The sequence below is a fragment of the Pseudomonas sp. BF-R-26 genome, assembly GCF_019947395.1.
GTDB classification, from domain to species: Bacteria; Pseudomonadota; Gammaproteobacteria; order Pseudomonadales; family Pseudomonadaceae; genus Aquipseudomonas; species Aquipseudomonas farris.
This window is the reverse complement of the sequence record NZ_JAGYGK010000027.1, coordinates 43094-67867: the sequence shown is the minus strand read 5'-3', so window position 1 is coordinate 67867 and position 24774 is coordinate 43094. Positions and strand designations below refer to the sequence as shown.

19 protein-coding genes are annotated in these 24774 nt (G+C 60.0%); 9 read left to right on the top strand and 10 right to left on the bottom strand.

The window, feature by feature from the left end:
- Positions 1-1338: MATE family efflux transporter (locus KGB18_RS28845; RefSeq protein WP_223570915.1), on the top strand; the 1338-nt coding region annotated here is incomplete at its 5' end.
- A gap of 15 nt (positions 1339-1353) precedes the next feature.
- Here the strand turns inward: KGB18_RS28845 and KGB18_RS28840 are convergent.
- Positions 1354-2103, bottom strand: a complete 750-nt coding sequence (locus tag KGB18_RS28840) for an SDR family oxidoreductase (protein ID WP_201060861.1) — start codon at positions 2101-2103, stop codon at positions 1354-1356.
- A gap of 493 nt (positions 2104-2596) precedes the next feature.
- On the opposite strand from KGB18_RS28840, the gene KGB18_RS28835 reads away from it, so the two are divergent.
- The 6 genes from KGB18_RS28835 to KGB18_RS28810 are packed head-to-tail and all read left to right on the top strand — an operon-like array spanning position 2597 to position 12773.
- The gene (locus KGB18_RS28835; protein ID WP_008008415.1) at positions 2597-3388 is read left to right on the top strand and encodes a YfaP family protein; all 792 of its coding nucleotides are present in this window, start codon (positions 2597-2599) and stop codon (positions 3386-3388) included.
- 35 nt (positions 3389-3423) lie between these two features.
- Positions 3424-5136, top strand: a complete 1713-nt coding sequence (locus tag KGB18_RS28830; RefSeq protein ID WP_223570914.1) for a DUF2138 domain-containing protein — start codon at positions 3424-3426, stop codon at positions 5134-5136.
- Complete coding sequence (locus KGB18_RS28825) at positions 5133-5771, top strand: DUF1175 domain-containing protein (protein ID WP_187326468.1); 639 nt, start codon at positions 5133-5135, stop codon at positions 5769-5771. Before KGB18_RS28830 ends, KGB18_RS28825 begins: the two co-directional genes overlap by 4 nt.
- Positions 5768-10333 (top strand): alpha-2-macroglobulin family protein, encoded by a 4566-nt coding sequence (locus KGB18_RS28820; protein WP_223570913.1) that lies wholly within the window; start codon positions 5768-5770, stop codon positions 10331-10333. The genes KGB18_RS28825 and KGB18_RS28820 overlap by 4 nt, the downstream gene beginning before the upstream one ends.
- 1 nt (position 10334) lies before the next feature.
- Entirely contained in the window at positions 10335-11954 is a 1620-nt protein-coding gene (locus KGB18_RS28815; RefSeq protein WP_223570912.1) for a DUF2300 domain-containing protein, read from the top strand.
- 3 nt (positions 11955-11957) lie between these two features.
- Entirely contained in the window at positions 11958-12773 is an 816-nt protein-coding gene (locus KGB18_RS28810; protein ID WP_223570911.1) for a YfaP family protein, read from the top strand.
- Positions 12774-13202: 429 nt separating this feature from the next.
- Here KGB18_RS28810 and KGB18_RS28805 read toward each other — a convergent pair whose 3' ends face one another.
- From KGB18_RS28805 to KGB18_RS28780, 6 genes are all read right to left on the bottom strand, one after another.
- Positions 13203-14141 carry an SdiA-regulated domain-containing protein gene (locus tag KGB18_RS28805; protein WP_123722125.1) on the bottom strand — a complete coding sequence of 313 codons (939 nt, stop codon included), beginning with the start codon at positions 14139-14141 and terminating at the stop codon, positions 13203-13205.
- Positions 14138-15658: an ArnT family glycosyltransferase gene (locus KGB18_RS28800; RefSeq protein WP_123722126.1), complete on the bottom strand. Its 1521-nt coding sequence runs from the start codon at positions 15656-15658 to the stop codon at positions 14138-14140. The genes KGB18_RS28805 and KGB18_RS28800 overlap by 4 nt, the downstream gene beginning before the upstream one ends.
- Before the next feature lie 3 nt (positions 15659-15661).
- Positions 15662-15940: a lipid-A-disaccharide synthase N-terminal domain-containing protein gene (locus KGB18_RS28795; protein ID WP_123722127.1), complete on the bottom strand. Its 279-nt coding sequence runs from the start codon at positions 15938-15940 to the stop codon at positions 15662-15664.
- Positions 15937-16677: a glycosyltransferase family 2 protein gene (locus KGB18_RS28790; protein WP_123722128.1), complete on the bottom strand. Its 741-nt coding sequence runs from the start codon at positions 16675-16677 to the stop codon at positions 15937-15939. Before KGB18_RS28790 ends, KGB18_RS28795 begins: the two co-directional genes overlap by 4 nt.
- Positions 16678-16723: 46 nt before the next feature.
- Positions 16724-17701: an NAD-dependent epimerase gene (locus KGB18_RS28785; RefSeq protein WP_223570910.1), complete on the bottom strand. Its 978-nt coding sequence runs from the start codon at positions 17699-17701 to the stop codon at positions 16724-16726.
- 261 nt (positions 17702-17962) lie between these two features.
- On the bottom strand, positions 17963-18751 hold the full coding sequence (locus tag KGB18_RS28780; protein WP_223570909.1) for an alpha/beta hydrolase: 789 nt from the start codon (positions 18749-18751) through the stop codon (positions 17963-17965).
- A 268-nt stretch (positions 18752-19019) separates the two neighbouring features.
- On the opposite strand from KGB18_RS28780, the gene KGB18_RS28775 reads away from it, so the two are divergent.
- A complete protein-coding gene (locus KGB18_RS28775) occupies positions 19020-19838 on the top strand; it encodes an aldo/keto reductase (protein ID WP_033864923.1) in 819 nt (272 codons plus the stop codon).
- Positions 19839-20032: 194 nt separating this feature from the next.
- Here the strand turns inward: KGB18_RS28775 and KGB18_RS28770 are convergent, their stop codons facing one another.
- On the bottom strand, positions 20033-21841 hold the full coding sequence (locus KGB18_RS28770; RefSeq protein ID WP_223570907.1) for a DAHL domain-containing protein: 1809 nt from the start codon (positions 21839-21841) through the stop codon (positions 20033-20035).
- 230 nt (positions 21842-22071) lie between these two features.
- Positions 22072-22635, bottom strand: a complete 564-nt coding sequence (locus KGB18_RS28765) for a GNAT family N-acetyltransferase (RefSeq protein WP_123722133.1) — start codon at positions 22633-22635, stop codon at positions 22072-22074.
- Between the two features lie 223 nt (positions 22636-22858).
- On the opposite strand from KGB18_RS28765, the gene KGB18_RS28760 reads away from it, so the two are divergent.
- Positions 22859-23779 carry a universal stress protein gene (locus tag KGB18_RS28760; protein WP_123722134.1) on the top strand — a complete coding sequence of 307 codons (921 nt, stop codon included), beginning with the start codon at positions 22859-22861 and terminating at the stop codon, positions 23777-23779.
- On the opposite strand, the gene KGB18_RS28755 is transcribed toward KGB18_RS28760, so the two are convergent.
- Positions 23769-24752 (bottom strand): zinc-dependent alcohol dehydrogenase family protein, encoded by a 984-nt coding sequence (locus KGB18_RS28755; RefSeq protein WP_123722135.1) that lies wholly within the window; start codon positions 24750-24752, stop codon positions 23769-23771. The two genes, KGB18_RS28760 and KGB18_RS28755, sit on opposite strands and share 11 nt — an antisense overlap.
- Positions 24753-24774 lie beyond the last annotated feature (22 nt).

Sequence of the window (24774 nt, the reverse complement as noted above, 5' to 3'; positions counted from 1 at the left end):
CCCCCCCTCTGGCAAACCTACCTCCTATTCCTCGCCCCCATGGTCCTCTCCAATTTCCTCCAATCCATGTCGGGCACGATCAACAGCATCTACATCGGCCAAATGCTCGGCACGCAGGCTTTAGCGGCGGTATCGGGCATGTTCCCCGTGGTGTTCTTCTTCATCGCCCTGGTCATCGGCCTTGGTGCGGGCGCCGGGGTGTTGATCGGTCAAGCCTGGGGCGCTCGCGAGTTGCATTTGGTGAAGGCCATTGCCGGTTCGACGTTGCTGTTGGGGGCGATGATCGGGTTGGTGGCTGCGGTGTTGGGCAGTGTGTTTGCCCGACCGGCGTTGCAGGGTTTGGGCACGCCGGTGGATGTGCTGGATGATGCGGTGGCGTATGCGCAGGTGATGATGTGGATCTTGCCGTCGCTGTTGGTGTTTGTGTTGTTCACGCAGTTGCTGCGTGGGGTGAGCGATACGGTGTCGCCATTGTTGGCGCTGGTGGTGTCGACGTGTGTCGGGCTGGCGCTGACGCCGGCGTTGATTCTCGGGTGGTTGGGGCTGCCGCCGATGGGGATTCAGAGTGCGGCGTGGGCGGGGTTGGCGGGTAACTTGTCGGCGATGGGGTGGCTGGCGTGGCGGTTGATTAGCAAGGGGCATCCGTTGGCGCCGGATCGGGAGATGTTTGCGGCGATGCGGCTGGATCTGGAGATCCTCGGCAAGGTGTTGCGCATCGGGCTACCGACCGGGTTGCAGATGGTGGTGCTGTCGTTATCGGAGCTGGTGATTCTGGCGCTGGTGAACCAGCACGGTTCTCAGGCAACGGCGGCGTATGGGGCGGTGACGCAGATCGTCAATTACGTGCAGTTCCCGGCGCTGTCGATTGCGATCACGGCATCGATCCTCGGCGCGCAAGCCATCGGGGCCGGGCGCATCGAGCGTATGGGGCCGATTTTGCGCACGGGACTTTTGATCAACGTGTGCCTGACCGGTGGTTTGGTGATGTTGGGTTATCTGCTGTCGCACTGGTTGCTGGGGTTGTTCCTCACGGATGATTCTACGCGGGCGATGGCGGAACACCTGTTGCACATCATGCTCTGGAGCCTGTTGGTGTTTGGTTTTCAGGCGATTGTCGGCGGCATCATGCGCGCCAGCGGCACGGTGTTGGTGCCGGTGGCGGTTTCGATCGTTTGCGTGGTTGGGGTGCAGTTGCCGGTGGCGTATCTGCTGGATGCGCGCTTTGGGCTGCAAGGTGTCTGGATGGCGTTTCCGGTGGCTTATCTGGGCATGCTGATCCTGCAGACGCTGTATTACAAAATGGTCTGGCAGCATCAGAAGATTGAGCGGTTGGTGTAGGGCCTCGTTTGAGTATCAAGCGCTGCTCTTGAGCCAGGTCTCGAAGCGCGTCGGTCCGATGATGGGGTGCTCTCCCGGCGTGAGCGAATGGTCATCGATAGGCGCACCGAAGTAGGGGACCGTGTCGTCCGCTTGGGCTTGGCGCGGGTCGTTGGTGTGTTGCAAAAACAGGCGCACGAATTCCACCAGCGGCCAGCGCTCAGGTCCTGCGACCTCTAATGTCTGGTTGCTCGGCGCCTGCACGGCGATTTTCGCCAGTGCCGTCGCGACATCGACCGCGGCAATCGGTTGCAGCTCGGCGGAAGTCAAACGCACGGTGTCGCCTTCCTGCACGCCCGAGTGCGAAATCGCCCCGATGAATTCGAAGAACTGCGTGGCCCGCAATAGGGTGTAGGGGATGCCTGAGTCCTTGATGAGTTTTTCCTGCGCCATTTTCGCCCGGAAGTAACCGCTGTCGAGCATGCGCTCGGTGCCCACTACCGACAGGGCGACATGGTGTTTGACGCCTGCGGTTTTCTCGGCGGCGAGCAGGTTACGCCCGGAGGTTTCGAAGAATTCGAGCACGGCAGCGTCTTCGAAGGAGGGCGAGTTGGCTACGTCGACCACCACATCGGCGCCTTGCAAGGCGGTTTGCAGTCCTTCGCCGGTGAGGGCGTTGACGCCGGTGCTGGGTGACGCGGCCAGGGTTTCATGCCCCAGGTCTTGCAGGTTTTTGCAGAGGTGTCTGCCGATCAGCCCGGTGCCGCCGATGACGACGATTTTCATGACGAGTCTCCCGATGCGTGCGCAGAGGGTTGCGGTGGCTTGGAATCCTGCAACCATTAAAGACCCGGAATGCGCGAGAGGGTGGCGGGGGCGACGATCGGGTTATCTGGAAAAAGCGCGGCTGGTTCACAAAAAGATCGGAAAACTGCACTGCTGGCAATGTTATATTGCCGGCCTCTGGCGTAATGCCAGTCAGTTAAGCAATTTCAGCCGCGCAGCATTTCCTTGTAGCAGCTGCCGAAGGCTGCGTTCGGCAGCGAGGCAGTCGTGAATCGTGCAACGGGGTCCGCCCGACGCACCGCAGTGGCTGATTTTACGACTGCTACGCAGCCGAACGCAGGCTTCGCCAGCTGCTACAGATAGCATTACGGCTTAACTTACTGGCATTAGCTTCTGGCCCCTCATTTTTTGAGCCCGAAGGCCCAGCAGTCAGATCAAACACCGCGCCGAGGATCGGGCGCCAGGTTTCGTTATGCATGGCAGGAGGCGTTACATGCGTTGTGTTCTTTCACTGCTGATCACGCTGGTCTGCGCCCAGGTGGCATGGGCCGAGCCCACGGCCGAGTTGTCGGAACCGGTGGGCGGCTGGCGCTATCACGGCCTGCTGGACCGCAGTGAAAATCCTCGAGTCGCCTATCCCACACCGCCCATCGATCGGGGCGTGCAGCGCAATCGCACAATGATCGAAGGTCAGCTCAAGGCCCTCGGCACGCTCCGACCGCCGCACAGCCTGGCGGTCAACGGCAATCCCCTGAATTTGTACACCGACGACCAAGGACGTTTTGCCCGGCCGTATGCGTTCGGCGCCGGGTCCAACAGCGTCGAAGTGCGCAGTTCCGAAGGCAAGTCGCTCAAGCGCGTTCAATTCTATGAAGCCAACAACCTGCGCACGCCGGCGCGAATTCGCGTGGTGCTCGGTTGGGACGATCCCAAGGCCGAACTCGATCTGCACATCATTACCCCCGACGGCCAGCATGCGTTCTGGGCCCGCCCGGCGATGAGCAACGGCGGCGGCCTGGACCCGGACGGGGTCGATGGCCCCGGCCCGGAAATGTTCACCATGACCGCGCCGATGCATGGCACTTATCTGGTTTACGTGAACTATTGGGGCAACTTCGGCAGCGGCGGCTATAACTTCGATGAGACCAGCAACCAGAACGAGGTGATCACCTCGCAAATCAATCTGGTGCTCAACGAAAACACCGTCGACGAAAAACGCGAGACCTTCATCGTGCCTTTGCGGGCGATCGGCGACCTGCTGCTGGTCAAGACTTTCAACTATTAAACATCCCGCACCACGGATGAATTGGGTTTGTGAACATGAGTGATAACACTGCTTCTCCGGCCGCCGACGCACCTGCTGCCAACGTTTCCCGTCGCTGGCCGGCGCTGCTGGTCGGGCTGTGCCTGGTCGCCGGCGTGGCGGGCGGGTTAGGGTGGTTCCTGAACAAACCCAAGGCTCCGCCTGCGGAACTGGCCAGTGACAAACTGGGCATGAGCCGGCCGGACGGTTTGCTCGAAACCCACTCCCTGAGCCAACTGCCAAAGGATCTGCTGGCGGTGCCGTTTCTCAAGGAAACCCTGACCGAAGATTTCGTCTTCTATTACGAAGCCCACGCCGACCGTCTCGGTTTGATTGGCAGTCTGCGGCGGATCATTTACGAGCATGACCTGAAGTTGCAGGACAGCCTGATCGAGCAGCTGTTCGATCAACCAGCGGATGTGGCGCTGTGGCGCGGGGCGGATGGGCGTCTCAAGGATTTCCTGTTGGTGATGGATCGCGGCGGGCTGGCCAAGGTGCTGGAGCCGCTGGCGAAAGTGGCGCTGGATGATACGCAGCTGAGCAAACTCAGCGAGGTAAAAGTCGGCGCCGATGCCGTCACGCTTTATCAGCTCAACTACAACGCCAGCAAGTCATTGGTGTTCGCGTCCCATGGCGACAAACTGGTGGTGTTGTCCAACCCGGCGAAGCTGTACGAGGCCGGACACGGCCCGGTCGATGAGCCCGGCATGGTCTCGACGGAATCCCTGGAAGCGTTGCTTGGCGGCCAGAAACTGTTCCCCGAAGCCTTCGGCCTGCCACCGCGTACGCCCGAGGTAAAACAGCGTCTCTCGGTCAATTCCAGCGTTTTGGCCATGGGTTACCAGCGCTTCATCCCGAATTTCGCCGGCCTGCGTTTCGACATGGACGACAAAGGCTGGCACAGCTTCCTCGCGATGGACGAACTGGAAAACCAGCCGGACTTCGACTTCAAACCGATCTGGCAAGCCATGCCGATGGGCGCCAGCGCCTGCGTGACCTTGCCACTGGCCGCCGAACAACAGAAACCGCTGCTGGTGAAACTCGGCGCCGAAGAGTCCGTGGCCCAGGCCCTGACCGAACACATGGCCGGTGCCGCCGGCCTGTGTTGGTACGCCGATTCGCGGCTCTACACGCCGCTGCTGGTGGCCAGCCTGAATGACGATGACAGCGCCAAACTCGACGGCGATCTGGGCAACCTGTTCGGCTCGATGGTCGGCGCCTACGAAGGCAACGTCGCCGATCACGCGTTCCCGGTGGTCGAAAAACAGGAAGGCCAGACCCATCAGTGGCAGCGTCAGGTCAGCTCCAACTTCGGCCCCTATAAGGCCAAGGATGCCGAGCAACCGGATGCGATCACCGGCAAAGCCTTTATGCGCGTAAGTCTGGCGCGTCACGGTTCGACGCTGCTGTTCTCCCTCGACGACAAACTGGTCGACAAAGCCCTCGGCACTCTCGACAAACGTTTCCCGCCGCTGGCTGACGTGCTGCCGAAAGACCTGCTGATGCCGATCTATTTCGGCCCGGATTCCATGGCGCAGCTGATGCAACAGGAAACCCTCGACAGCCTGCCGCAGGACATGGAGCCGGTGTTTTACAACGCCGCGCAAACCTACCTGATTCCGAAACTGCGCACCCTCGGCGGCTATGGCAAATATGCCCTGACCTTGCCCAAAGGCAGCGAGCCCGACGGCCATTGGCAGTGGCTGCCGCTGGAGTGGAAAGCCCTGTGACCGCACTCATCCGAGGCCTCGGCCTGCTGGCGTTGTTGCTGGGGACTCGCACCTTTGCCAGCGAAGCCCCGGCGCTCGACCCGCAGCAATCCCAGGTATTCCGCGCCTGGTTCGTGCGCATCGCCCAGGAACAACTGACCCAAGGCCCGAGCCCGCGCTGGTATCAGCAGGACTGCGCCGGGCTGGTGCGGTTTGCCGCCAACGAAGCGCTGAAGGTTCATGACGACAAATGGCTGCGCAGCAATGGCCTGTCCAATCGCTACCTGCCGCCGGAACTGCAACTGAGCGATGTCCAACGCGGCCTCGCCCAGCAATGGCAGCAAGGCGGCGGCAAGGTCGGGCCCTACGTCAACGCGATCAAACTGATTCAGTTCAACAGTCATCTGGTCGGCCGCGATCTGGCCCAGGCCCGGCCCGGCGACTTGATGTTTTTCGATCAGGGCGACGACCAGCACCTGATGATCTGGATGGGCCGCTTCATCGCCTATCACACCGGCACTACCACCCCCACTGACAACGGCATGCGCTCCGCAAGCCTGCAACAACTCATGACATGGAAGGACACCCGATGGATACCCGACGCAGCCAACCCCAACTTCATCGGCGTCTATCGACTGAACTTCCTCTCCCAATGATCGGTGCCCGCATGCTGCGTTTTCTGCCTCTGCTATTGGTATTACTGCTGCCTTTTTCGGCGGTGAACGCCGAAGACACCGTCGAGCCAAGCGGCTACACGCCGGTGGCCGGTGAAAGCTTTTTCCTGCTGGCCGACAGCAGTTTCGCCAGCGACGAGCAGGCGATGGTTCGCCTCGAAGCGCCGGGCCGCGATTACCGCCGGTTCCGCATGGAGCCTTACGGCGGCGCGGACATTCGCGTGTATCGCATCGACAAGCCGCTGGATTTCCTCAAGCGTCAGAAGAACCTGCACCGCGTGGTCAGCGATGGCCAGTTCAAGGGCGAAGGCCTGTCGAACACCCTCGCGTATCTGTGGGACAACTGGTACCGCAAATCCCGTCGGGTGATGCAGCGGGCGTTTTCCTACGAGTCGCGCAAACAAGTCACCGAGGAAGTGCCGGAACTGAAGATGGGCACCGCCATCGCCGCGCCAACGCCTTACGACGCTCAGCCGCAATTTGCGTTGATTCCGGGCCTGCCGGTGGTCAGCCAATTCCGTTATCCGTTGTGGCAAGCCAAACCGATTCAGCCGCCTGAGGGCGTGAACCTGGCCGGTTCTTCCAGCGAGTTCGTCAGTGTCTCGCCGGGCAACGTGTACATCCCGTTGGGCAACCTGAAGCCGGGCCTGTATCTGGTGGAAGCGCTGATCGGCAAGTACCGCGCGACCACCATGGTGTTCGTCTCCAACACCGTGGCCGTGAGCAAGATTGCTGGCGATGAATTGCTGGTGTGGGCCGCGCGCAAACACGAAGGCAGTTCGGTGCCCAAGGTCAATGTGCTGTGGACCGACGGCCTGGGCGTGATGAGCAGTGGTGCTACCGATGCCGATGGTTTGCTGCGTCTGAAACACGTCAGCCCGGAGCGTTCATTCGTGATCGGCGAGGACGAAGAGGGCGGGGTGTTCGTCTCCGAGAACTTCTATTACGACAGTGAGATCTACGACACCAAACTCTATGCGTTCACTGACCGACCGCTGTATCGGCCGGGGGATTGGGTGTCGCTGAAAATCGTCGGCCGCGAGTTCAAGAATGCACGGGATTCCGTGGCACCGACCGCTGCCGACGTCAACGTCACTGTGCTCGATGCCACGGGCACCGCACTGCAATCGTTGGCGCTGAAGCTCGATTCCAAGGCCGGCACTCAGGGCCGTTTCCAGTTGCCGGACAACGCGGTGGCGGGCGGTTATGAACTGCGTTTCAGCTACAAGGATCAGGCCTACAGCAGTGCCTTCCGTGTCGCTGAATACATCAAGCCGCACTTCGAAATTTCCCTGAACCTGGCCAAGCAGGATTACCGCACCGGCGAACCGGTGAAGGGCAGTCTGGTGCTGCTGTACCCGGACGGTAAACCGGTGGCCAACGCCAAGTTGAGCCTGAGCCTGCGCGCCCAGCAACTGTCGATGGTCGATAACGAGCTGCAATACCTCGGGCAATTCCCGGTGGAGCTGACCAGCGCCGAACTGACCACCGATTCCAAGGGCAACGCGAGCCTCGATCTGCCCGCCGCCGAGAAACCGAGCCGCTACATGCTCACCGTGTTCGCCAGCGATGGCGCGGCGTATCGGGTCAAGACCACCAAGGAAATCCTCATCGACCGTGGCGCCGCCAGTTTCCGCTTGAGCGCGCCTCAACGGTTCAGCGCAGTGGGCGGCAAGGTTGCATTCAGCTACGCCAACGAAGGTGGCAGCGAGCAGAGCAAAGCGGTCAACCCGAGCAGCTACAGCTGGGTGCGACTCGAAGATCAAACCACTGGCGAAGGTAAACTTGCCACCAAAGATAAAGGCTTCACCCTGGCCTTCGACCGTCCGGGCACTTACAACCTGACGCTGAAAGATGACCATGGCCGCGTACTTGGCGCGATCGGTCATTCGGTCACTGGCGACGGCGTCAAAGCCGTGCCCGGCACCGTGGAAATCGTCCTCGATAAACCCGAGTACAAGGCGGGCGACGAAGCCCTCGCGTTGATCACTTTCCCCGAGCCGATCATCGATGCGCTGTTGTCGCTTGAGCGTGACAAGGTCGAGGCCACCGCGCTGCTGTCCAAGGGCAGCGACTGGCTGAAGATGGAAAAACTCAGCGACACCCAATACCGCGCGCGCATCCTGGTGAAGGACAACTTCGCGCCAAACCTGACGTTCTCGGTTCTTTACACCAAGGGTGGCCAATACAGCTTCCAGAACGCCGGCATCAAAGTGGTTGCGCCGCAAATCGACGTGGCCATCACCACCGATAAAGAGGCGTATCAGCCGGGCGATACCGTGTCGGTTGACCTGACCACCCAGTTCGCCGGCAAGCCGATTCCGGCGCACCTGACGGTCAGTGTGGTCGATGAAATGGTCTACGCGCTGCAACCGGAAGTCGCGCCGACCATCGACCAATTCTTCTATCACCCGCGCCGCAACAACGTGCGCACCAGCGCCAGTTTGTCGTTCATCAGCTACGACGTGGCATTGCCGGGCAGCCCAGGCGCACCGGGTAAAGCCAACCGCAGCGAGCGCGGCGTCAAAGTGTTGGAGCGGCCACGTCGCGAAGACGTCGACACCGCCGCGTGGCAGCCTGAACTGATCACCGATGCGAATGGCAAAACCCGCTTTACCTTCAAAATGCCGGACTCGCTGACCCGCTGGCGCATTACCGCCCGGGCCATTGCCGATGACGGTCAGGTCGGGCAGAAGAAGCAATTTGTTCGCTCGGAAAAACCGCTGTACCTGAAGTGGAGCGGCCCGACCAAATTCCGCAACAGCGACAAACCGGATCTCGGTGTGTTCGCTTTCAGTCAGGCCGAGAAACCGGTCAAGGCTGAGCTGGTAATTCATTACGGTGGCGCCGAACAACGGGTGCCGATCACGTTGAACAACGGCATCAACTACATCGCATTACCGGCGTTCACAGTGGCCAATGGCGAGTGGACCGCCGAGCTGGTGCAGGACGGCAAAACCGCTGATTCCTTGGCGGTGCGCCTGACCGCGACCGGCGAAGGCTGGCAGGTGACTCAGAGCCAAAGCCTGGACGTGGCCAGCGGTGATACGCCGCTGACCTTGCCGGCCGACGCCACGGATATTCGCCTGCGCCTGGATGACAGTCCGCAAGCGCTATTCCGTTCGGCGCTTGATGATTTGCTGAGCTATCCGTACGGCGGCGTCGAACAGACCGCCAGCCGTTTGCTGCCGTTGAGCATCGCTTATCCGACTTTGTCGTCGAACCCGCAGATCCGCGATCGCTTGCGTTTGATCATGCAGAACAGTCGCCTGCGCTTAGTGCAAATGGCCGGCCCGTCGGCGAGCTTCACTTGGTGGGGCTTTGACGGTGAGCCGGATGCGTTCCTCACCGCTTACGCCTATTACGCCGACTGGCACGCCAGCAAAGCGCTGGAACTGAGTCTGCCGCCGGAGCATTGGCAGCGGGTGCTGGAGGTGTACGCCAAGCAGTCGCAGAACACGCCGTTGTTGCAGCGGGCGTTGATTCTGTCGTTTGCCAAACAGATGCAATTGCCAGTGAACACGCTGCTCAGCGGTTTGATCGACGACTTGGTGAAAGCCGGCGAAGGCCATGCGGCGAGCGTGATGGACGACGGCGAAGAAAGCCTGGTCATGAGCGATCCGGATTCGGCGTTGGGGCTGGCCAGCGCTCGGGTGCTGACCGCATCGATGGCGCGTCAGGCCAAGGTCAATCTGCCGTCGGCGTTCAATGGTCAATTGGAGGCTGCGCAACAACAAGTGGCCGCCAGCTCTCAGCCGTTTGTCGAAGCGCTGAACCTGTCGCTGCAAGCCTTCGATCAGGTTCACGCTCAGGCGTTGTTGCAACGCCTGTTGCCACAGCAATCGACCCTGGAACGCGCCTTGGCGCTGACCTGGCTGCAACGCAGCATCGAGCAGGCTTCACCCACCATCGCGCTGGCACCGGGTGAAGGCTGGAAGAAAAAGTACGGTGATACCGGTGAGATGTATTGGACGTGGCAGGGTGCTGCGCCCGTGCCGACAGTGTTGTCGCTGACCGGGGAGCAAGAACGCCCGCTTCGCGCCGCGTTGAGCTTCCAGAGCAAGCAACCGCCGGTGGACCCGATGGCCGTGACCATCACTCGTCGTCTGTCGCGTCTGGTGCCGGGTGACGAAGCGTTTGAATTCAAACTCGAAGCCGTCGGCAGCAAACCGCTGTCCAGCGACAGCCTGTACCTGGACGAAGTGATCATCACCAGCAAGGCTGCGAAACCGCTGCGCTACGGCATGCTCGAAGTGCCGCTGCCACCGGGCGCGGACGTCGAGCGCACCACGTGGGGCATCAAGCTGATGGGCAAGGCCGGCACCGAGCCGACCTCGCTGGAGAAAGCCCGTTTCGAACCGGGGCAAATGGCCTACGCGATCCCGGTGGATGCCCTGAGCGGCGAATTGCGCCTGCGTCATCTGGTGCGTTTCTCGCAAAAGGGTCAGTTCAACCTGCCGCCGGTGCGTTTCACTCAGGTCTATGCGCCACAGCATCAGGCCCAGGAACAGAAACCGGCGCTCGGCCAGGTCACGGTCCACTGACATGACCCGCTGTTTGGTCTGGTGGCTGCTGTGTTTGATCCCTGCGCTGGCGACAGCGCAGGACGAGCCGTTGCACCTGGGCTTCAAGGGTGAATTGCTTGCGTTGAACCCGACTCAGGTGATTTCGCGTGAGTCATTGCCTGCTGATTTGCAGACGCCGCTGGGTAGTTTGTGGAAGCTGTTTGTCTACGGCTGGCTGGTGGATACCGGCGCGCGTGAACCGGCTTATGAGTGTCGCGGGCAATCGAAGGAAGAAGTGTATTGCTGCACGGCGGGCGGCAAGATCGAGCGCGATCAGGCGTTGGTGAAGTCTTGCGGGTTGTATTTTGAGCCTGCGCGCTTGGGCATTGCTGGCGCTGAATGGCGCGAGTATTGGCAGGCGAGACAAGCGCCGAAGTGGTTGCTGGATTTGCCGTCGTTGCAACCGCAGACCCGGGTTTCGGTGGCTGAGTTGCTGAAGGTATTGGCCGTGATGCCGGCGCAGGATCAGGCGCGGCGGGTGTTGCTCGATGTGGTGCTGAACGCTGCTGACGGTAATGTCGTCGGTGAGCTTGGTGGCCGGTTGCGGGTGAAAACCTGGAGCTGGTTGGGGGATCAGGATCCTTCGTCGCGCCAGGGCGGATTTGCTGGCTGGACGGCGGACGGCACACCAATCTGGGCCGGTGGGCGCGGCACGAGTCAAATGGTCTTGCGCAATTACGGTCAGGCACTGGCGACGGTGTTGCCTTCGTCTTGGCCCGCCGAGGAGGGGAAGTGCGTCGAGGTCGGCCTGTTCGCGCGTTATCCGCTGAAACGCGTACTGTCGGGGGATCGCGTGTTAGCGCCCGGGCCCTTGCAAGGCGACTATCGCGTCGAATTCGCCAACGGCAATCAACTCGATATCCACAGCGACGGCGAGCTGTTCTTGCTCAAAGACAAACTCGTCGCCCGCCTGGACCGCGAAGAATACGTCGCCCGCGTCCTGCAGCGCGAAGCCAGACCGGAACCCGCCGAAGCTGCCAAAGCCCTGAGCGTCGCGATCCGCACCTACCTGCTGCAAAACGCTACCCGCAACGGCGACTGCCTGAGCATCGATGACAGCAGCAGCCGACAGCGCGTTGCCCCACGCCCGGCCGCGACCGAGTCGCGCAACATCGCCGCGTGGACCAGCGACCTGGTCCTCGCCGGCAGCAACGTCACCTATCACTCCGATCAACCGGGGCCGGACAAGCTCTCCTGGCTGCAAGCCGTCGAACAGGCCAATGCCGGTCAACGCTACGACGCCATCCTGCTGCACGCTTATCCGCGCGCCAGCCTCAGCCGCTGGGACAACCCCGTCGCTTCCTGCGACGCATTGCCCGCCGCGCAAGACTGGCTGCAAAAACAACGTCGAGGCTGGCGTCCACGGCTGGAAAGCGAAGTTGGCTACAACGAAGTCAACACCTTCGCCGTCTGCCGCCTGGCCTTTGGCCGTCCTTTTGTCGATCGCGAACGCCAGCGCATTTACGTGCGTGGCGTGCTGTCGCTGCAAGACCGCCTCGACCTGACTCACGAATACCTGCACCTGGCCTTCGAAGCACATCCCAACGGCCAGGATGAAACCTACATCGAAGGGCTCGCCCGCCACCTCTTGCTGGAATAGGCCATGAAACTCCGTTACCCACAGGTCCTCCTGTTCCTTTGTTCCTTTTGCGTATGGCCGACCACGTTCGCCACCGATAGCGCAGTCAAACTCGACACCCCCGTCGGCGGCTGGCGCACGGGCGCACCCGAAGGCGAAGGCGAAAACTTTCGTCAGACGGTTAATTACCCGGCGTCCTCGGTCAACACACCGGTGGGGCAGGCCAATACCGCTCGCATTACCGGTCAGATCAAGTCCGCGCCCAAGGGCAATGAACCCGGCAAGCTGATCGTCAACGGCGTCAGCATGCCGCTGAAAATCGACCCCGCCGGCCGCTACGATCGCCCGTTTTCATTCCCCAACGGCAGCAACAGCGTCGAAGTCCGCAGCCCTGATGGCCAACAACGCCACCGCACTCAGTTCCTCAACACCAGCGGCGGCGCCACCCCGGCCAAGTTGCGAGTACTGCTGGCCTGGGACAGCGACGGCACCGACCTCGACCTGCACGTCGTCACGCCTGACGGTGGCCATATCTGGTACGGCGACCGCGTCGCGGCCAACGGCGGCGCACTCGACGTCGACGTCACCACCGGCTACGGCCCGGAAATCTTCGCCATGCCGGCGCCGATCAAGGGCCAATACCTGGTGTACGTGAACTACTACGGTGGCGGGTATCGCAGTGATGAGGAGGGGCAGGAAGAGGCTGTTCAGCCCCTGACCACGGCGCACATCACGGTGATTACGGAGGAGGGGACGCCGAACGAGAAGCTGGAAACGTTCCTGGTGCCGATGCGGGCGGTGGGGGAGTTGACGTTGGTCAAGGGGTTTAGTTATCCGTGAATGCAATAGTCTCAGCAGTGCTGAGACTATTGGTTTGGCATTTGTCGCAGCGGTGCTGCGACAAATCAAAACTGGCCAGCAGACTTTATTCAATCTGTAGCAGCTGCCGAGCCCGCGAGGCTGCGTTCGAGGACGAAGTCCTCGCAAATCGGTGTACACGGTCCTCCTGAAAGAACCGGTTGACTGATTTTACGACTGCTTCGCAGCCGGACGCAGGGTGCTACAGAGAGTGTGTCGGCTGTTAACTGATTGACAGAAGTGGTCGAGTCGGGAGCTTGAACGCCTGTTTGAGGGTGTTCCTGCGGGCCTCATCGCGGGCAAGCCCGCTCCCACAGGTATCTGCTTTGACCAAAAGATTTGTAAACGACACCGATCACTGTGGGAGCGGGCTTGCCCGCGATGGGGCCGGCCCATCCAACACAAAACCCATTAACGCTTCTGCTGACTCTCCGCCACAGCGGCCTTCGATTTGCTGAACCGGTAGAACAGATTGGGCTCACTCACAACGTAAAGCTCGCCATCGGCGTCCATGGTCATGCCTTCGGCTTGCGGTATGGTTTTCTCGAGATCATCCGTCAGGCCGAGCAGTGAGCGGATGCTGACGAAGTTACCTTTCTCGTCGAGTTCGGTCAGGTTGGAGGACTGTTCGCTCAGTACCAGTAAGTGACCGGTCCTCGGATCGTAGTAACCCTCGGAAAGATCCATGCCGAAGACGCTGCGGTCGATCCAGTTCGTCAAGTCCTTGATGCGCACCTGTAACGAGCCGTCGATGGAAGCCAGCATGCCCGTAACCGAATAGAGCTGGCGCGGATCGCGCTCCTTGATCGCGAAAATACGATCATTCGCGGCATCATAGGCCACGCCTTCAAAGCCCTTGTTGTGTTCGCTCAGGTTGATCTCGATGGCGAGAAAGCGTGCATTTTCCACAGGGATGGGCTCAGGGGTACTCGGCAGGGTGACGACGTACAGTCGTTGCAACGTTTCATCGGCGATCACCACTCGCCCATTACCCAAGTAGGCAATGCCTTCGGTGTCCTGGAACCCGATCAGCGGATAACGTTCGAGCAGATCGCCGTTACGGCTCATTGCCACAATCTCCATGGGAGCACCATTGGTGATCCCCAGCAGACGATCGTGGTCCGGGTCATAGGTGATACCGGATAAATCGTCGACGCTTGCAACAGGCTTGGCCTGGATCACGGCTTTATAGTCTGGCAGCCAGATATTCTTGTCCGGCGCCTGATTGCCATGCCAGCGGTTTTGCCAGTGCGCATACAGTTGCTGGTGCACCATGAAGTGTGCGGAAACTGCGTAGGCGCCAAGCAGTACAACAATGAAAAATATTCCCGTTTTCCATCTTTTGCTCATGACTTTTCCTTGTCCCAGCTGAAGCGATAGACCTTGGGTGGCTGTCCGGGATGGCAACGGCCGTTGTCGGCATCGGCGCCGACAATCGACCACTGCGCACGAGACGTTTCGCCCAGCTCATGGGCGGCTTCAGGATTGAAACACTGGCTCAACACTCCGTCCGGCACCAGGGCGTATGCCTCACGATGATCACGCAACCACTGCGCTGCTTGTTCGACCGAGGAGTCTTTCATCCCGAAATGCACGATTGGCTGCCGGGCGAATAACCAGTGGCCCTCGCGCCAATCGACCAATACCAGATCGGCGCCGTGGGTCATGGTCGCCGCCTGCGCCATGAGCGCTTCATGGGGGTTGCGACCGTCCTTGATCGGTTCGATGAAACCGCGGGCAAACCACAGGACAAACCAGGTCACTACCAGCGCCTGGAATATTCGCCGACCACGCGGACGTTTGCCGAACCAGCGCTTGAGCAGCCAGGGAATCAGCGGAGCTGCCACCAACACCAGCCCTGGCAGCGCCGGATAGATGTACAACTTGCGCTTGCCGCTGCTCAGGCAGAAGAACAACACCACCAGCACGACCCAGCCCAGCAGCACCAGCACTCGACCGTCGTGTTTGCGCAGTTGCCGGTGCCAGGCTGGCACCAGCCACGGCAGAGCGAGCACCAATGGCAGCCAATATTGCGGGATCACGTTGACGAAGAAATACCAGAACGGTTCGCGGTGGTCCCAAGCGGCGGCATAGCGTGCCGCTGTCTGGCGCAGCAGGATTTCTCGCGCATAGGCGATTTCATCCGCAGTGCCATTGAGCACAATGGAAATCGCCAGGGGCAGCAGCCAGATTGCGATGGCGCCGAGGGCGACCAAAAAACCCAGGAACCACTTGCGCTTCTCACCGGGCATGGCCACTACACCGGACCAGCCTTTGCGCACTGCATAAGCGTACGGAATCAGCATCAGGACCGGAACGAAGCCGACCCCTTTGGTGATCACGCCAATGCCCATGGCGGCGCAGCCCACATAAAACCAGCGCCATGCCGGCCCGAGCAACAGATGTCGCGCCAGCCCGTACAAGCCCAGCGACGTGAACAGAATCAACAGGCTGTCGATCTGCCCGGTTCGCAGGATGCTGTACGTCTGATAGGTCGCCAGGTATAAGAGCGCCGCCGTCCGGCCGATGCGCTGATTCCATAGCCTGCGGCCCAGATCGTAGACCATGGCCGTGACTGTCGCGGCCGACAAAAGCCCCGGAATATAAAGGGCGAGGGCGGGCAGGCCGGTGAGCCACGCGAAGAACGCCACCGTCCAGATAAAGATCGGCGGTTTATCGCCGTATATTTCCGCGGCGCGGTGGGGGATGAACCACGCGCCGTTGTGCAGCATTTCCAGGGCCACACCGAGGAAGCGTTCCTCATCCACATTCTGCGGCTGACGCAGCCCGAATCCGGCGCCGATCAACAGCAAGGCAAGCAGCACCAAGCCCAGGCATTCGATCCCGGGCGACAGGGTTTTGCGCATGGCTCAGTCCTTTAAATGTCTGCTGCGGGCAATCAATTGCAAGTTGCGCAAATAGACGATGGAGCCAAAGGCCTGGCCGACGATGAAGACCGGGTCTTGCCGGTAAATGGCGTAAGCGAACAGCAGGGTGCTGCCGACGATGCTCAGGTACCAGAAGCTCACCGGGATCACGCTGCGTTTTTTGTATTCGCTGTACAGCCACTGCAAGACGAAGCGACCGGTAAAGGCGACCTGGCCACCGAAGCCGATCACCAGCCAAAGGGTTTCGCGAGAGAGGTTCATCCTTCGATCTCCTGTGCGTTGGTGTTCAACCGCGTGCGCTTGATCAGCCACCAAACGCCGAACAGGTCGAGAATGCCCACCAGTGCGCGGTCGATGTTGCCGTATTTGGACACCCCGGCCGTGCGCGGACGGTGGTTGACCGGATGAACGATCATGCGGCCGTTGTGACGCTGGATCAGCGCAGGAATGAACCGATGCATATGGTCGAAGTACGGCAAGCGCAGAAACGCCGCGCGCTCGATCAGTTTCAGCCCGCAGCCGGTGTCCGGGGTGGCGTCCTTGAGCAAGCGGCTGCGCAGGCCATTGGCAAAACGCGAGGCCCAGCGCTTGCTCGCGGTATCGCGGCGGTTGACCCGGTGCCCGGCCACCAACTGAACGTCGACCAGACCCTGTTCACCGCGCACCAGGGCCAACATCCCGGGGATGTCCGCGGGGTCGTTTTGACCGTCGCCATCGAGTGTCGCCAGCCATTGGCCCCGGGCATTGAACGCCGCATGGTAGAGCGAGGTGCTTTGCCCCAGCGAACGCTCATGGCGCAGGATGCGCAACGCGCTCAGGCCGTTGTTTTTGATCTGCCGCAGTTCATGCAAGGTGGAATCGGTACTGCCGTCGTCCACGACAATGATTTCGTAAGCCTCATCGGCCAGTGCGGTGCGAATTTCCTCAAGTAAAGGTTTGAGGTTGTTCGCTTCGTTTTTTGCTGGAATCAATACAGATACAAAAATGTCTTGGCTCATAGAGTCCCCCTTGCTCCTTGGTCTTTTATTATCAAGGGCTCACGTTTCATATCTGATAGAAGTGGCGATACCACTTCACAAATTCCGCCACGCCTGTTTCAACCGCCACCTGAGGGCGGAAGTCGACCCATTCGGCCAATGCCGAAACATCGGCCCAGGTCTTGACCACATCGCCCGGCTGTAGCGGCAGAAAATTACGCTGGGCCTTGATGCCCAATACCGCTTCCAGGCAATCGACGAATTCCAGCAGCGGCACCGGTTGGCCACGGCCTATGTTGAAGATTCGGTTTACGCCATCCTCTGGCCCGTTCGGCACCGGTGGTTTTGAGCGCAGGCGAGCGATGCTTTCGACGATGTCGTCGATGTAGGTGAAGTCGCGCGACATCTGGCCATGGTTATAGATGTCGATCGGCAAGCCTTTAATGATCGCCTCGGTAAACTTGAACAGCGCCATGTCGGGGCGCCCCCAAGGCCCGTAAACGGTAAAAAAGCGCAAGCCGCTGGCCTTCAGGCCATAGAGGTGGCAGTAGCTGTGCGCCAGCAGTTCATAGGCTCGTTTAGTGGCGGCATACAGCGAAACGGGATGGTCGACACTGTCTTCGACGCTAAACGGCATCTTGCGGTTGGTGCCATACACCGAGCTGCTCGAGGCGTAGATCAGATGCGCGGGGCGATGGTGTCGGCAGGCTTCCAGCACATTCAAAAAACCCACCAGATTCGACTGCGCATAGACGTCCGGATTGTCCAGCGAATAGCGAACGCCCGCCTGGGCCGCCAAGTGCACAACCTCGGTGAAAGCATGGTCTTCGAACAATGCCATCAAGGCCGGTTTGTTGACGATGTCCAGGTGCTGAAAACGAAAGCCCGGCAAGGATTCCAGCGCCTTGAGCCGTGCGTGTTTGAGTTCCACGCTGTAGTAGTCGTTGAGATTGTCGATACCGACCACTTCAAGGCCTTCCCGACACAAACGCTTGACGGTGTGATACCCGATGAAACCGGCGGCGCCCGTGACCAGAACCGTCATGAGGCTCGCGCCTGTGCGCGACTAATCCCCGTCCTGCGCAAAGGAGGCCTTTGCATGACATTCACCCCTAAGTGCGTGCTGATCAGAGTATGTGTTTGGGTCGATACCACCGTTTGCTCCATGCCTTGCTCCATTGTCCTGTCAAAGTCTGCGCGGCGCTCATCATGAGCGGCAGCGCCCGCAGCCACGCATAACGTGCCTGCCGGGTTGTAAAAAAAACGTTAAGCAATCATGTCGTTTTTGTGACCGTGCCGCCGGCCCTCACAGCGCGGCGCCGAGTAGTTTGAGGTACTGCGGGCTTTCGGATATCGAGTTGTGGCCCGTGCCCGGTATCACTTGCAGCGTGGCCACGCCCTTGGCGAAATGTGTGTAGAGCTGTTCCGTGCTTGAACGCGGTATGACTTCGTCGTGCTCGGCGGCGATCAACAGCGTCGGTACGGTGATGTGAGCGGCGTATTTCCAGGATTCGAACTTGTCCTGAAGCAGCCACTTCACCGGGAACCAGCGGAACTGGCGGGCGGCCAGGTCTTCAAGGCTGTTGTAGGGCGTGATCAGGATCAGCCGCGAGGTCGGGCGCTGGCTGGCGAGGCGCACGGCAACGCCCGAACCCAGGCTGCGCCCGACCACGGCGATCTGAGGATGGGTGTTGTAGACCATGTCGAACAAGGTCATGGCATCGCGCTGAATCGCTTCTTCGGACGGCGACCCGGAACTGCCACCGAAGCCTCGGTAATGCAGCAAGTAGATCGCATGATCCGCAAAGGCTTGTGAGAACCCGGGCAGGCTGCGGGAAACGTCCTCGGCATTGCCGCCGAAGTAGATCAACGCCTTCGGACCGTCGTGCGGCCTGACCGTCACCAACACCTGCGCATCGGCGACTTGCAGTGTCAGCAGTGTTTCGAGCGCGTCAATAGCGCGTGGTTGCGGGTAGTAGATCAGGGCGCGTTGAAACACGAACAGCGCCGCGCAAAGCACCAGGTATGCAATGGCAATGAAAGCGAAGAGAGACACCAGGGTTCGCGACATTCGGCTAAGTTTAGTGGACGACATTGACTGCTTTGGGCCTTGAGACAGCTACTGCTTGAGTGCCGTCAGAGTGTAGTTCAGCAATTTCAGCTGTACAGGAGAGGTGCCCGATGCCAGTCAATCAAGCGCATTTTCTGTGGGAGCGGGGTTCACTGACTGGCATTGGTCTTTGCCTATGATTGTTTTCAGCCGTAGAAAAATACTCACGCTGGCTGCCGGTGTTTCGGCGGTCTTCACCTTCGATCCGGCCTTTGCCGCATCGGCGCCGTCGACGGAAACAGGAGGCAAGAACATGCTGACCCGAGCCATTCCTTCCAGCAACGAGCCGTTACCCATGGTCGGGTTGGGCACGTATCGCGGCTTTGATGTCGCGCCTTCCGACGCAGCCTACAAGCAACTGCCCGCCGTGCTCATCGCGTTGTTTGAGAAGGGCGGCACGGTGATCGACAGCTCACCCATGTACGGTCGCGCCGAGCAGACGACCGGGGAATTGCTGTCGATCCATCGACCTCGTTCGCCTGCGTTTCTGGCCACCAAGGTCTGGACCCAGGGGCGCGAAGAAGGCATCGCGCAGATGGAGCAGTCGTTCAAGCTATTGCAGACCGACCGTATCGATCTGATGCAGATTCACAATCTGCTGGACTGGAAAACCCACCTGCCCACCCTGCGCCAATGGAAGGCAGAAGGGCGCATCCGCTACATCGGCATCACCCATTACACCGCGTCGGCCTACGACGAAGTGGAGGCCGTGTTGAAAGCCGAGCCGCTGGACTTTTTGCAGATCAACTATGCCCTGGACGATCGCGGCGTCGAGAAACGAATCCTGCCGCTATGTCGCGAGCGCGGGGTGGCGGTGATCTGCAATCGACCTTTCGGCGGCGGTGGCTTGCTTGCTCGATTGAAAGGCAAACCGCTGCCGGGATGGGCCGCGCAAGTGGGGGTCAACAGCTGGGCGCAATTGGCGCTCAAGTTCCTGCTGGCTCATCCGGCGGTGACCTGCGTCATCCCCGGCACGAGCAACCCGCGTTACATGGCGGAAAACGCCGGTGCGGGTTTCGGCCCGATGCTCACGGATGCGCAACGCCAACAGTTGATGGCTCTGATTGGTTAGTCGTGTTGGCAGGTTTTGTCAGGCGGTAACGCAATCTGTAGCAGCTGCCGAAGGCTGCGTTCGGCTGCGAAGCAGTCGTAAAATCAGGCACTGCGATCCGCCAGGCACGCCGCGCACTCAGGGTTTACGACTGCTGCGCAGCCGAACGCAGCCTTCGGCAGCTGCTACAAGGAGTGCGTCGTTGCTGAAATGGCTTAACTGACTGACATTCCAGCGGTTGGCAATGCGTCGGCAGTCTCCAGCGGAATCTCCAGAGTGAAAAGCGCGCCATGACCCGGTCCATCGCTATGGACACGCAGGTGCCCGTTCATCTCTACCGCCGCGAGCGCGCAGCTGTGCAGGCCAAAGCCATGACCTTCCTTGCGGGTGGTGAAGCCGTGATTAAAGATGCGGGTCATGTTCTCGGCAGCGATCCCTTCGCCCTGATCCTCCACGCTGAGGCGCAGCGTTGCGTTATCGATAATCTTGACGCCCAGCGTCATATGGCGCTGACGGTCGCTGACCTTGGACATTGCATATTTGGCATTGCTGATCAGGTTGATCAGGATCAACAGCAGGCGGTGTTTGTCGCCGATGATTGTCGGTGTGTCCTGGTAGTCCTTGGTGACGACGACATGGTGCCGACTCAACGCGCCGGAATTCATGCGCAACGCATCCTCGAACAGATCGACGACGTTCAACGGCTCGACCAGCCTGGCCGCGCCGGCATAGGCCTGTTGAGTGGCAACGATGTCCTTGATGTGATCGATGCTTTTGGTGAGTTGTGACAGTTCGTCAACGATGCTCGATTGCTCGGCCGCGATAGAGTCGACCAATTGATTGAGGTAAAGGGGAAGCAATTTGCCCTTTTCATCAAGCGTGATGAACTGCCCCAGGTCTTCGGCATGCTCGTTCATCATTTTCACCGCTTTACCCAGGCCAAGGGTTTTGCTGGCCGCCAATTTGCGGGTAATCAAGTCTGCCGAGACGTTAACGCTGTTCAGCACATTGCCGACATTGTGCAGCACATTGGTCGCGATCTCCGCCATGCCGGCCATCCGTGCGGCTTCGACCAGTTCGCGCTCGGCCTCCAGCAGTTCGCGGGTGCGTTCTTCTACGCGTTGTTCCAGCCGTTCGTTTGCCGTTTGCAACTCATTGTTCATCTTGTTGATCAGGGCATAACTGCGAATCAGGCGGGCGGCCAGGTACAACAACAGCAGTGCCATGATGCCGGCGCATATTCCGAGATAAAGGTGATATTGGCGGTATGTCGCACCGGCGCGCCGTTGTGTCTCGTTCAATAACTCGTTGATGCTGTCCAGTTGCTGTGCGACCGGAATCACACTGATGCGATCAAGCAGGTCATTGACGATGGGCTGCTCTCGAACGATGGCGTTTATATGCTCGACAAATGCAATAAAAGGCTGGCGCCGTTCAGGTGGCAATTGATCAATGTGTTCGCTGAGTTCGTTCAGTTGATGGGCGATCTCTTCAGCTTTGTCACGGGATACATAGAGGGCGTATTCAAGGGTTGCCAGCGTGAGATCGAATACGTTTGAGGCGGCGGTTAAATCCTGGTCATTGTTATTTTCCAGCAATGCCTGAATGTCATCTTCCTGTTCAGGCAGGGCATCCAGTGAAGTTCGCAATACTGTGTTGTGTTGTTTGAATTGCTCAACCAATCGGGTTTTGTTTTCCACTGCCTCCAGATAACCCTGTCGACGAGATTGCCAAAGGATCGAAAGCGGGCCGGCAGCGTTGAGGTCGTCGAGCTGCTGCCAGCGTTGCTCTGCTTCAGGATGCGCCACCAGAAGCAAATTGTTGTTCATGCCGATTTTTGCTCTCAGAACCTTCATGTTCCAGTTGGCATCGAACTGCTTGAGTTGGCGAACGAAGTCGCGCGACTCGAAGTAGGTCGACGTGTCGTACGAGAAGGATTTGATCAGCAAAAATATCAGTACGCTGAAAAGGGTCAGCGCAATGGCGCCCAAGGCAGTCCATTTGTAATGATTGGAGAGCTTCATTGCGGCATTCCTCCCAGGGCCATCCTGAGAGAGAGATGCTGCCAACGGTTAATGAGTTCCATTTTTGCGCTCCCTGCAAAATGGCGATAATCACCACATTATCCGTAAGCCTAGCGTTGTTGGCGGACACTGCTGAAAAAAACACCGAACGGCGGGTCGGCATTCATTGTTACAGCCCTGAGTGTTGAAACGTCCCTCGGCGGATCCAATGACGCCGAGGGACGTTTTTTTTACAGATAGAGGCTGTGAATGACCTGACGACTGTCATCGGGATCGTGACGGGTCTCAAAACCCAAGGCTTTGGCCAGATCACGCATGGGCGCATTGCTGGCGGCGTCGATGGAATACATCTGACGAAAACCATTCTTGCGCGCGGCCTTGATCAAGTGCTCCATCAGCGCCGTGCCCAGGCCCAGATGCTGGTATTCATCGGCAACCGTCACGGCACATTCACACTCGTTGTCGGCGGTGGCGGCATAGCGGCTGACACCGATTTCAATCAGTTTGCCGTTGTCATGGATCAGGGCGATGTAGGCCAACCGCTTCTTGCCGTCGACATCCATCAATTGGTCGAGCATGGCCGTACCGGGCTCATTGACTTGCGCCAGAAAGCGCATGTGCCGCGACTCCGGGGAAAGGTGCTTGATAAAAGCATATTCACGCTCGCGGTCTTTTTCTGTCAGCGGCCGGATCAGCACATGGCGCCCGTCCCTGAGCGCTTCAATCCAGTACTGTCCGGTGACGGTAGCGTAGAGGGCAGCGGCTCGGTCATTGTGGTCTTTAACAGTGAGCATGGTGCAATTCTCCATCCGGGTTGAAAGGCTCGCGCGTCGCAACGAACCACGCGGTTCATTTCTTTTTACGCCGCTGGTGGCACCTGAATCTGATCTGGATCAGACACTCGTGACAGGCAGGCTCAGACGCTCGCATCTGATGTAAATCAACCGGGGTAGAGGGCAACGAGCGCACTCTGGAAACATGCCGGCGCTTTGGACCGGCACCGAATCGAGGTGTGTGATGGGTCAATATCAACGTGTGTTGCTGATCGCCGACCGAACCCTGTACCAATCCCCGGCCTTGCAGCGCGCCGTCGCCCTCGCCAAGGCCAGCGGGGCGGTGCTGGATGTGCGGGCGTTTATCGAGCCGGCCCCGATCATCCATTTATGGGAGGAAAAAACCGATGAGGCGGAGTACCAGCGCTATCTGCGCCGCTATCGCCGCTGGATGGTGGAAGAAATCCAGCGCCTCAGCGGTGAGGGATTGAACGTGAGCGTGGAAGTGGTTTTTACCACTCATCCATTGCTGGACATTTTGAGGTGCGTCGAAGAGCTCAAGCCCGACCTGCTGATCAAGGACGTCACAATGGAGCCGCTGCTCAAACGCGTGTTCATCACCCCTCTGGATTGTCACCTGCTGCGCGAATGCACGGTGCCGGTGCATTTGGTCAACCAGGCCCGTTACGGTTTGCCGCACCGGATCGTGGCGGCAGTGGACCCGTTCGACCCCTCGACGCAAATCAGTGGCCTCAACGACACCATCATTCAATCGGCGAATGCACTGGCGCTGATATGCGATGCACCGCTGCATCTGCTGTACGCGTATGACTTGTCACCGGCCTTCAATGGCGATGCTGCCCTGGTCAGCGGCGGGTGGAATGTGGATTTCATGGAGGAGCTGCGGCAATCCCTGCACCAGGCATTTGTCGCTCTGGCTGAGCGCTATGGCGTGCCGCCGGAGCGTCGGCATTTCATCATGGGCCTGCCGGCGCCGGTGCTGAGTGAGTTTGTCGAGGAGTATCTGGTCGATGTCGTTGTAATGGGCACGGTGCACCGGGTGGGGTTCGACCGATTGATCGGCAGCAACACGGAACGGGCACTGTATTCGGTGCCGGGCAGTATTCTGGCGGTCAAGCAGCCGGGGTCGCTCGTCAGGGGATGAGCACGATCGCGCCTTTGACCTGACCGGCTCGCAGGCTTGCCAATGCCTGGTTGGCATCGTCCAGGGCGAAACAGGTGACGTCGCTGTGCACGGGCGTATGGCGCAGCTCTGCAAAAAACGCGGTGCCGTCTTCGCGGGTCAGGTTCGCCACCGAACGGATGCTGCGCTCGCCCCACAGCAGTCGATAAGGGAAGCCGGGGATGTCGCTCATGTGGATGCCCGCGCAAATCACACAGCCGCCCTTGACGGTGGCTTCCAGCGCCAACGGCACTAGCGCACCGACGGGGGCGAAGATCAGGCTGGCGTCGAGCGGGTGCGGCGGCGGTTGATCCGAGGGGCCTGCCCATTCGGCGCCCAGGGTTCGGGCATAGGCTTGGCCCTCGCTGTCGCCCGGTCGGGTGAAGGCATACACCTGCTGGCCCCGGCCCCGCGCCACCTGAATCGCCAGATGCGCCGCCGCACCGAAGCCATAAAGACCCAGATGACGCGCCCCTTTGGCCATTTGCAAGGCGCGAAAACCGATCAGCCCGGCACACAGCAGCGGTGCCGCTTCGGTGGCCGAGAGCGCGTCTGGAAGGGGAAAACAGAAGTGGGCGTCGGCAACGGTGTAGTCGGCATAACCGCCGTCCAGGTGACAGCCGGTGAACCGGGCGCGATCGCAGAGGTTTTCCCGGCCCGAGCAGCAGAATGTGCATTCCCCGCACGTCCAGCCGAGCCAGGGAACGCCGACGCGCTTGCCGACCCAATCGGGCGCTACGTCGGCACCTACTGCCGTCACTTCACCGACGATTTCATGGCCCGGCACCCGCGGCAGCACCGCTTGCGGTAGTTCACCGTCCACCAGATGCAGGTCGGTGCGGCACACGCCACAGGCCAGGATTTTGATTAACAGTTGGTGTGCGTCGGGTGTCGGGATAGCACGCTCCTCCCGTTGCAGCGGCTGACCGGGGGCATGCAGAACCATGGCGCGCATGACGATTCTCCAAAAGCCGATG

Bases quoted from the DNA above. Each gene is read 5' to 3' on its own strand.
- KGB18_RS28770 (WP_223570907.1), bottom strand. From the start codon at position 21,841: ATGAAGCTCTCCAATCATTACAAATGGACTGCCTTGGGCGCCATTGCG.
- KGB18_RS28815 (WP_223570912.1), top strand. From the start codon at position 10,335: ATGACCCGCTGTTTGGTCTGGTGGCTGCTGTGTTTGATCCCTGCGCTG.
- KGB18_RS28780 (WP_223570909.1), bottom strand. From the start codon at position 18,751: ATGTCGTCCACTAAACTTAGCCGAATGTCGCGAACCCTGGTGTCTCTC.
- KGB18_RS28785 (WP_223570910.1), bottom strand. From the start codon at position 17,701: ATGACGGTTCTGGTCACGGGCGCCGCCGGTTTCATCGGGTATCACACC.
- KGB18_RS28840 (WP_201060861.1), bottom strand. From the start codon at position 2,103: ATGAAAATCGTCGTCATCGGCGGCACCGGGCTGATCGGCAGACACCTC.
- KGB18_RS28805 (WP_123722125.1), bottom strand. From the start codon at position 14,141: ATGAGCAAAAGATGGAAAACGGGAATATTTTTCATTGTTGTACTGCTT.
- KGB18_RS28775 (WP_033864923.1), top strand. From the start codon at position 19,020: ATGCTGACCCGAGCCATTCCTTCCAGCAACGAGCCGTTACCCATGGTC.
- KGB18_RS28790 (WP_123722128.1), bottom strand. From the start codon at position 16,677: ATGAGCCAAGACATTTTTGTATCTGTATTGATTCCAGCAAAAAACGAA.
- KGB18_RS28810 (WP_223570911.1), top strand. From the start codon at position 11,958: ATGAAACTCCGTTACCCACAGGTCCTCCTGTTCCTTTGTTCCTTTTGC.
- KGB18_RS28830 (WP_223570914.1), top strand. From the start codon at position 3,424: ATGAGTGATAACACTGCTTCTCCGGCCGCCGACGCACCTGCTGCCAAC.
- KGB18_RS28835 (WP_008008415.1), top strand. From the start codon at position 2,597: ATGCGTTGTGTTCTTTCACTGCTGATCACGCTGGTCTGCGCCCAGGTG.
- KGB18_RS28755 (WP_123722135.1), bottom strand. From the start codon at position 24,752: ATGCGCGCCATGGTTCTGCATGCCCCCGGTCAGCCGCTGCAACGGGAG.
- KGB18_RS28760 (WP_123722134.1), top strand. From the start codon at position 22,859: ATGGGTCAATATCAACGTGTGTTGCTGATCGCCGACCGAACCCTGTAC.
- KGB18_RS28820 (WP_223570913.1), top strand. From the start codon at position 5,768: ATGATCGGTGCCCGCATGCTGCGTTTTCTGCCTCTGCTATTGGTATTA.
- KGB18_RS28800 (WP_123722126.1), bottom strand. From the start codon at position 15,658: ATGCGCAAAACCCTGTCGCCCGGGATCGAATGCCTGGGCTTGGTGCTG.
- KGB18_RS28765 (WP_123722133.1), bottom strand. From the start codon at position 22,635: ATGCTCACTGTTAAAGACCACAATGACCGAGCCGCTGCCCTCTACGCT.
- KGB18_RS28795 (WP_123722127.1), bottom strand. From the start codon at position 15,940: ATGAACCTCTCTCGCGAAACCCTTTGGCTGGTGATCGGCTTCGGTGGC.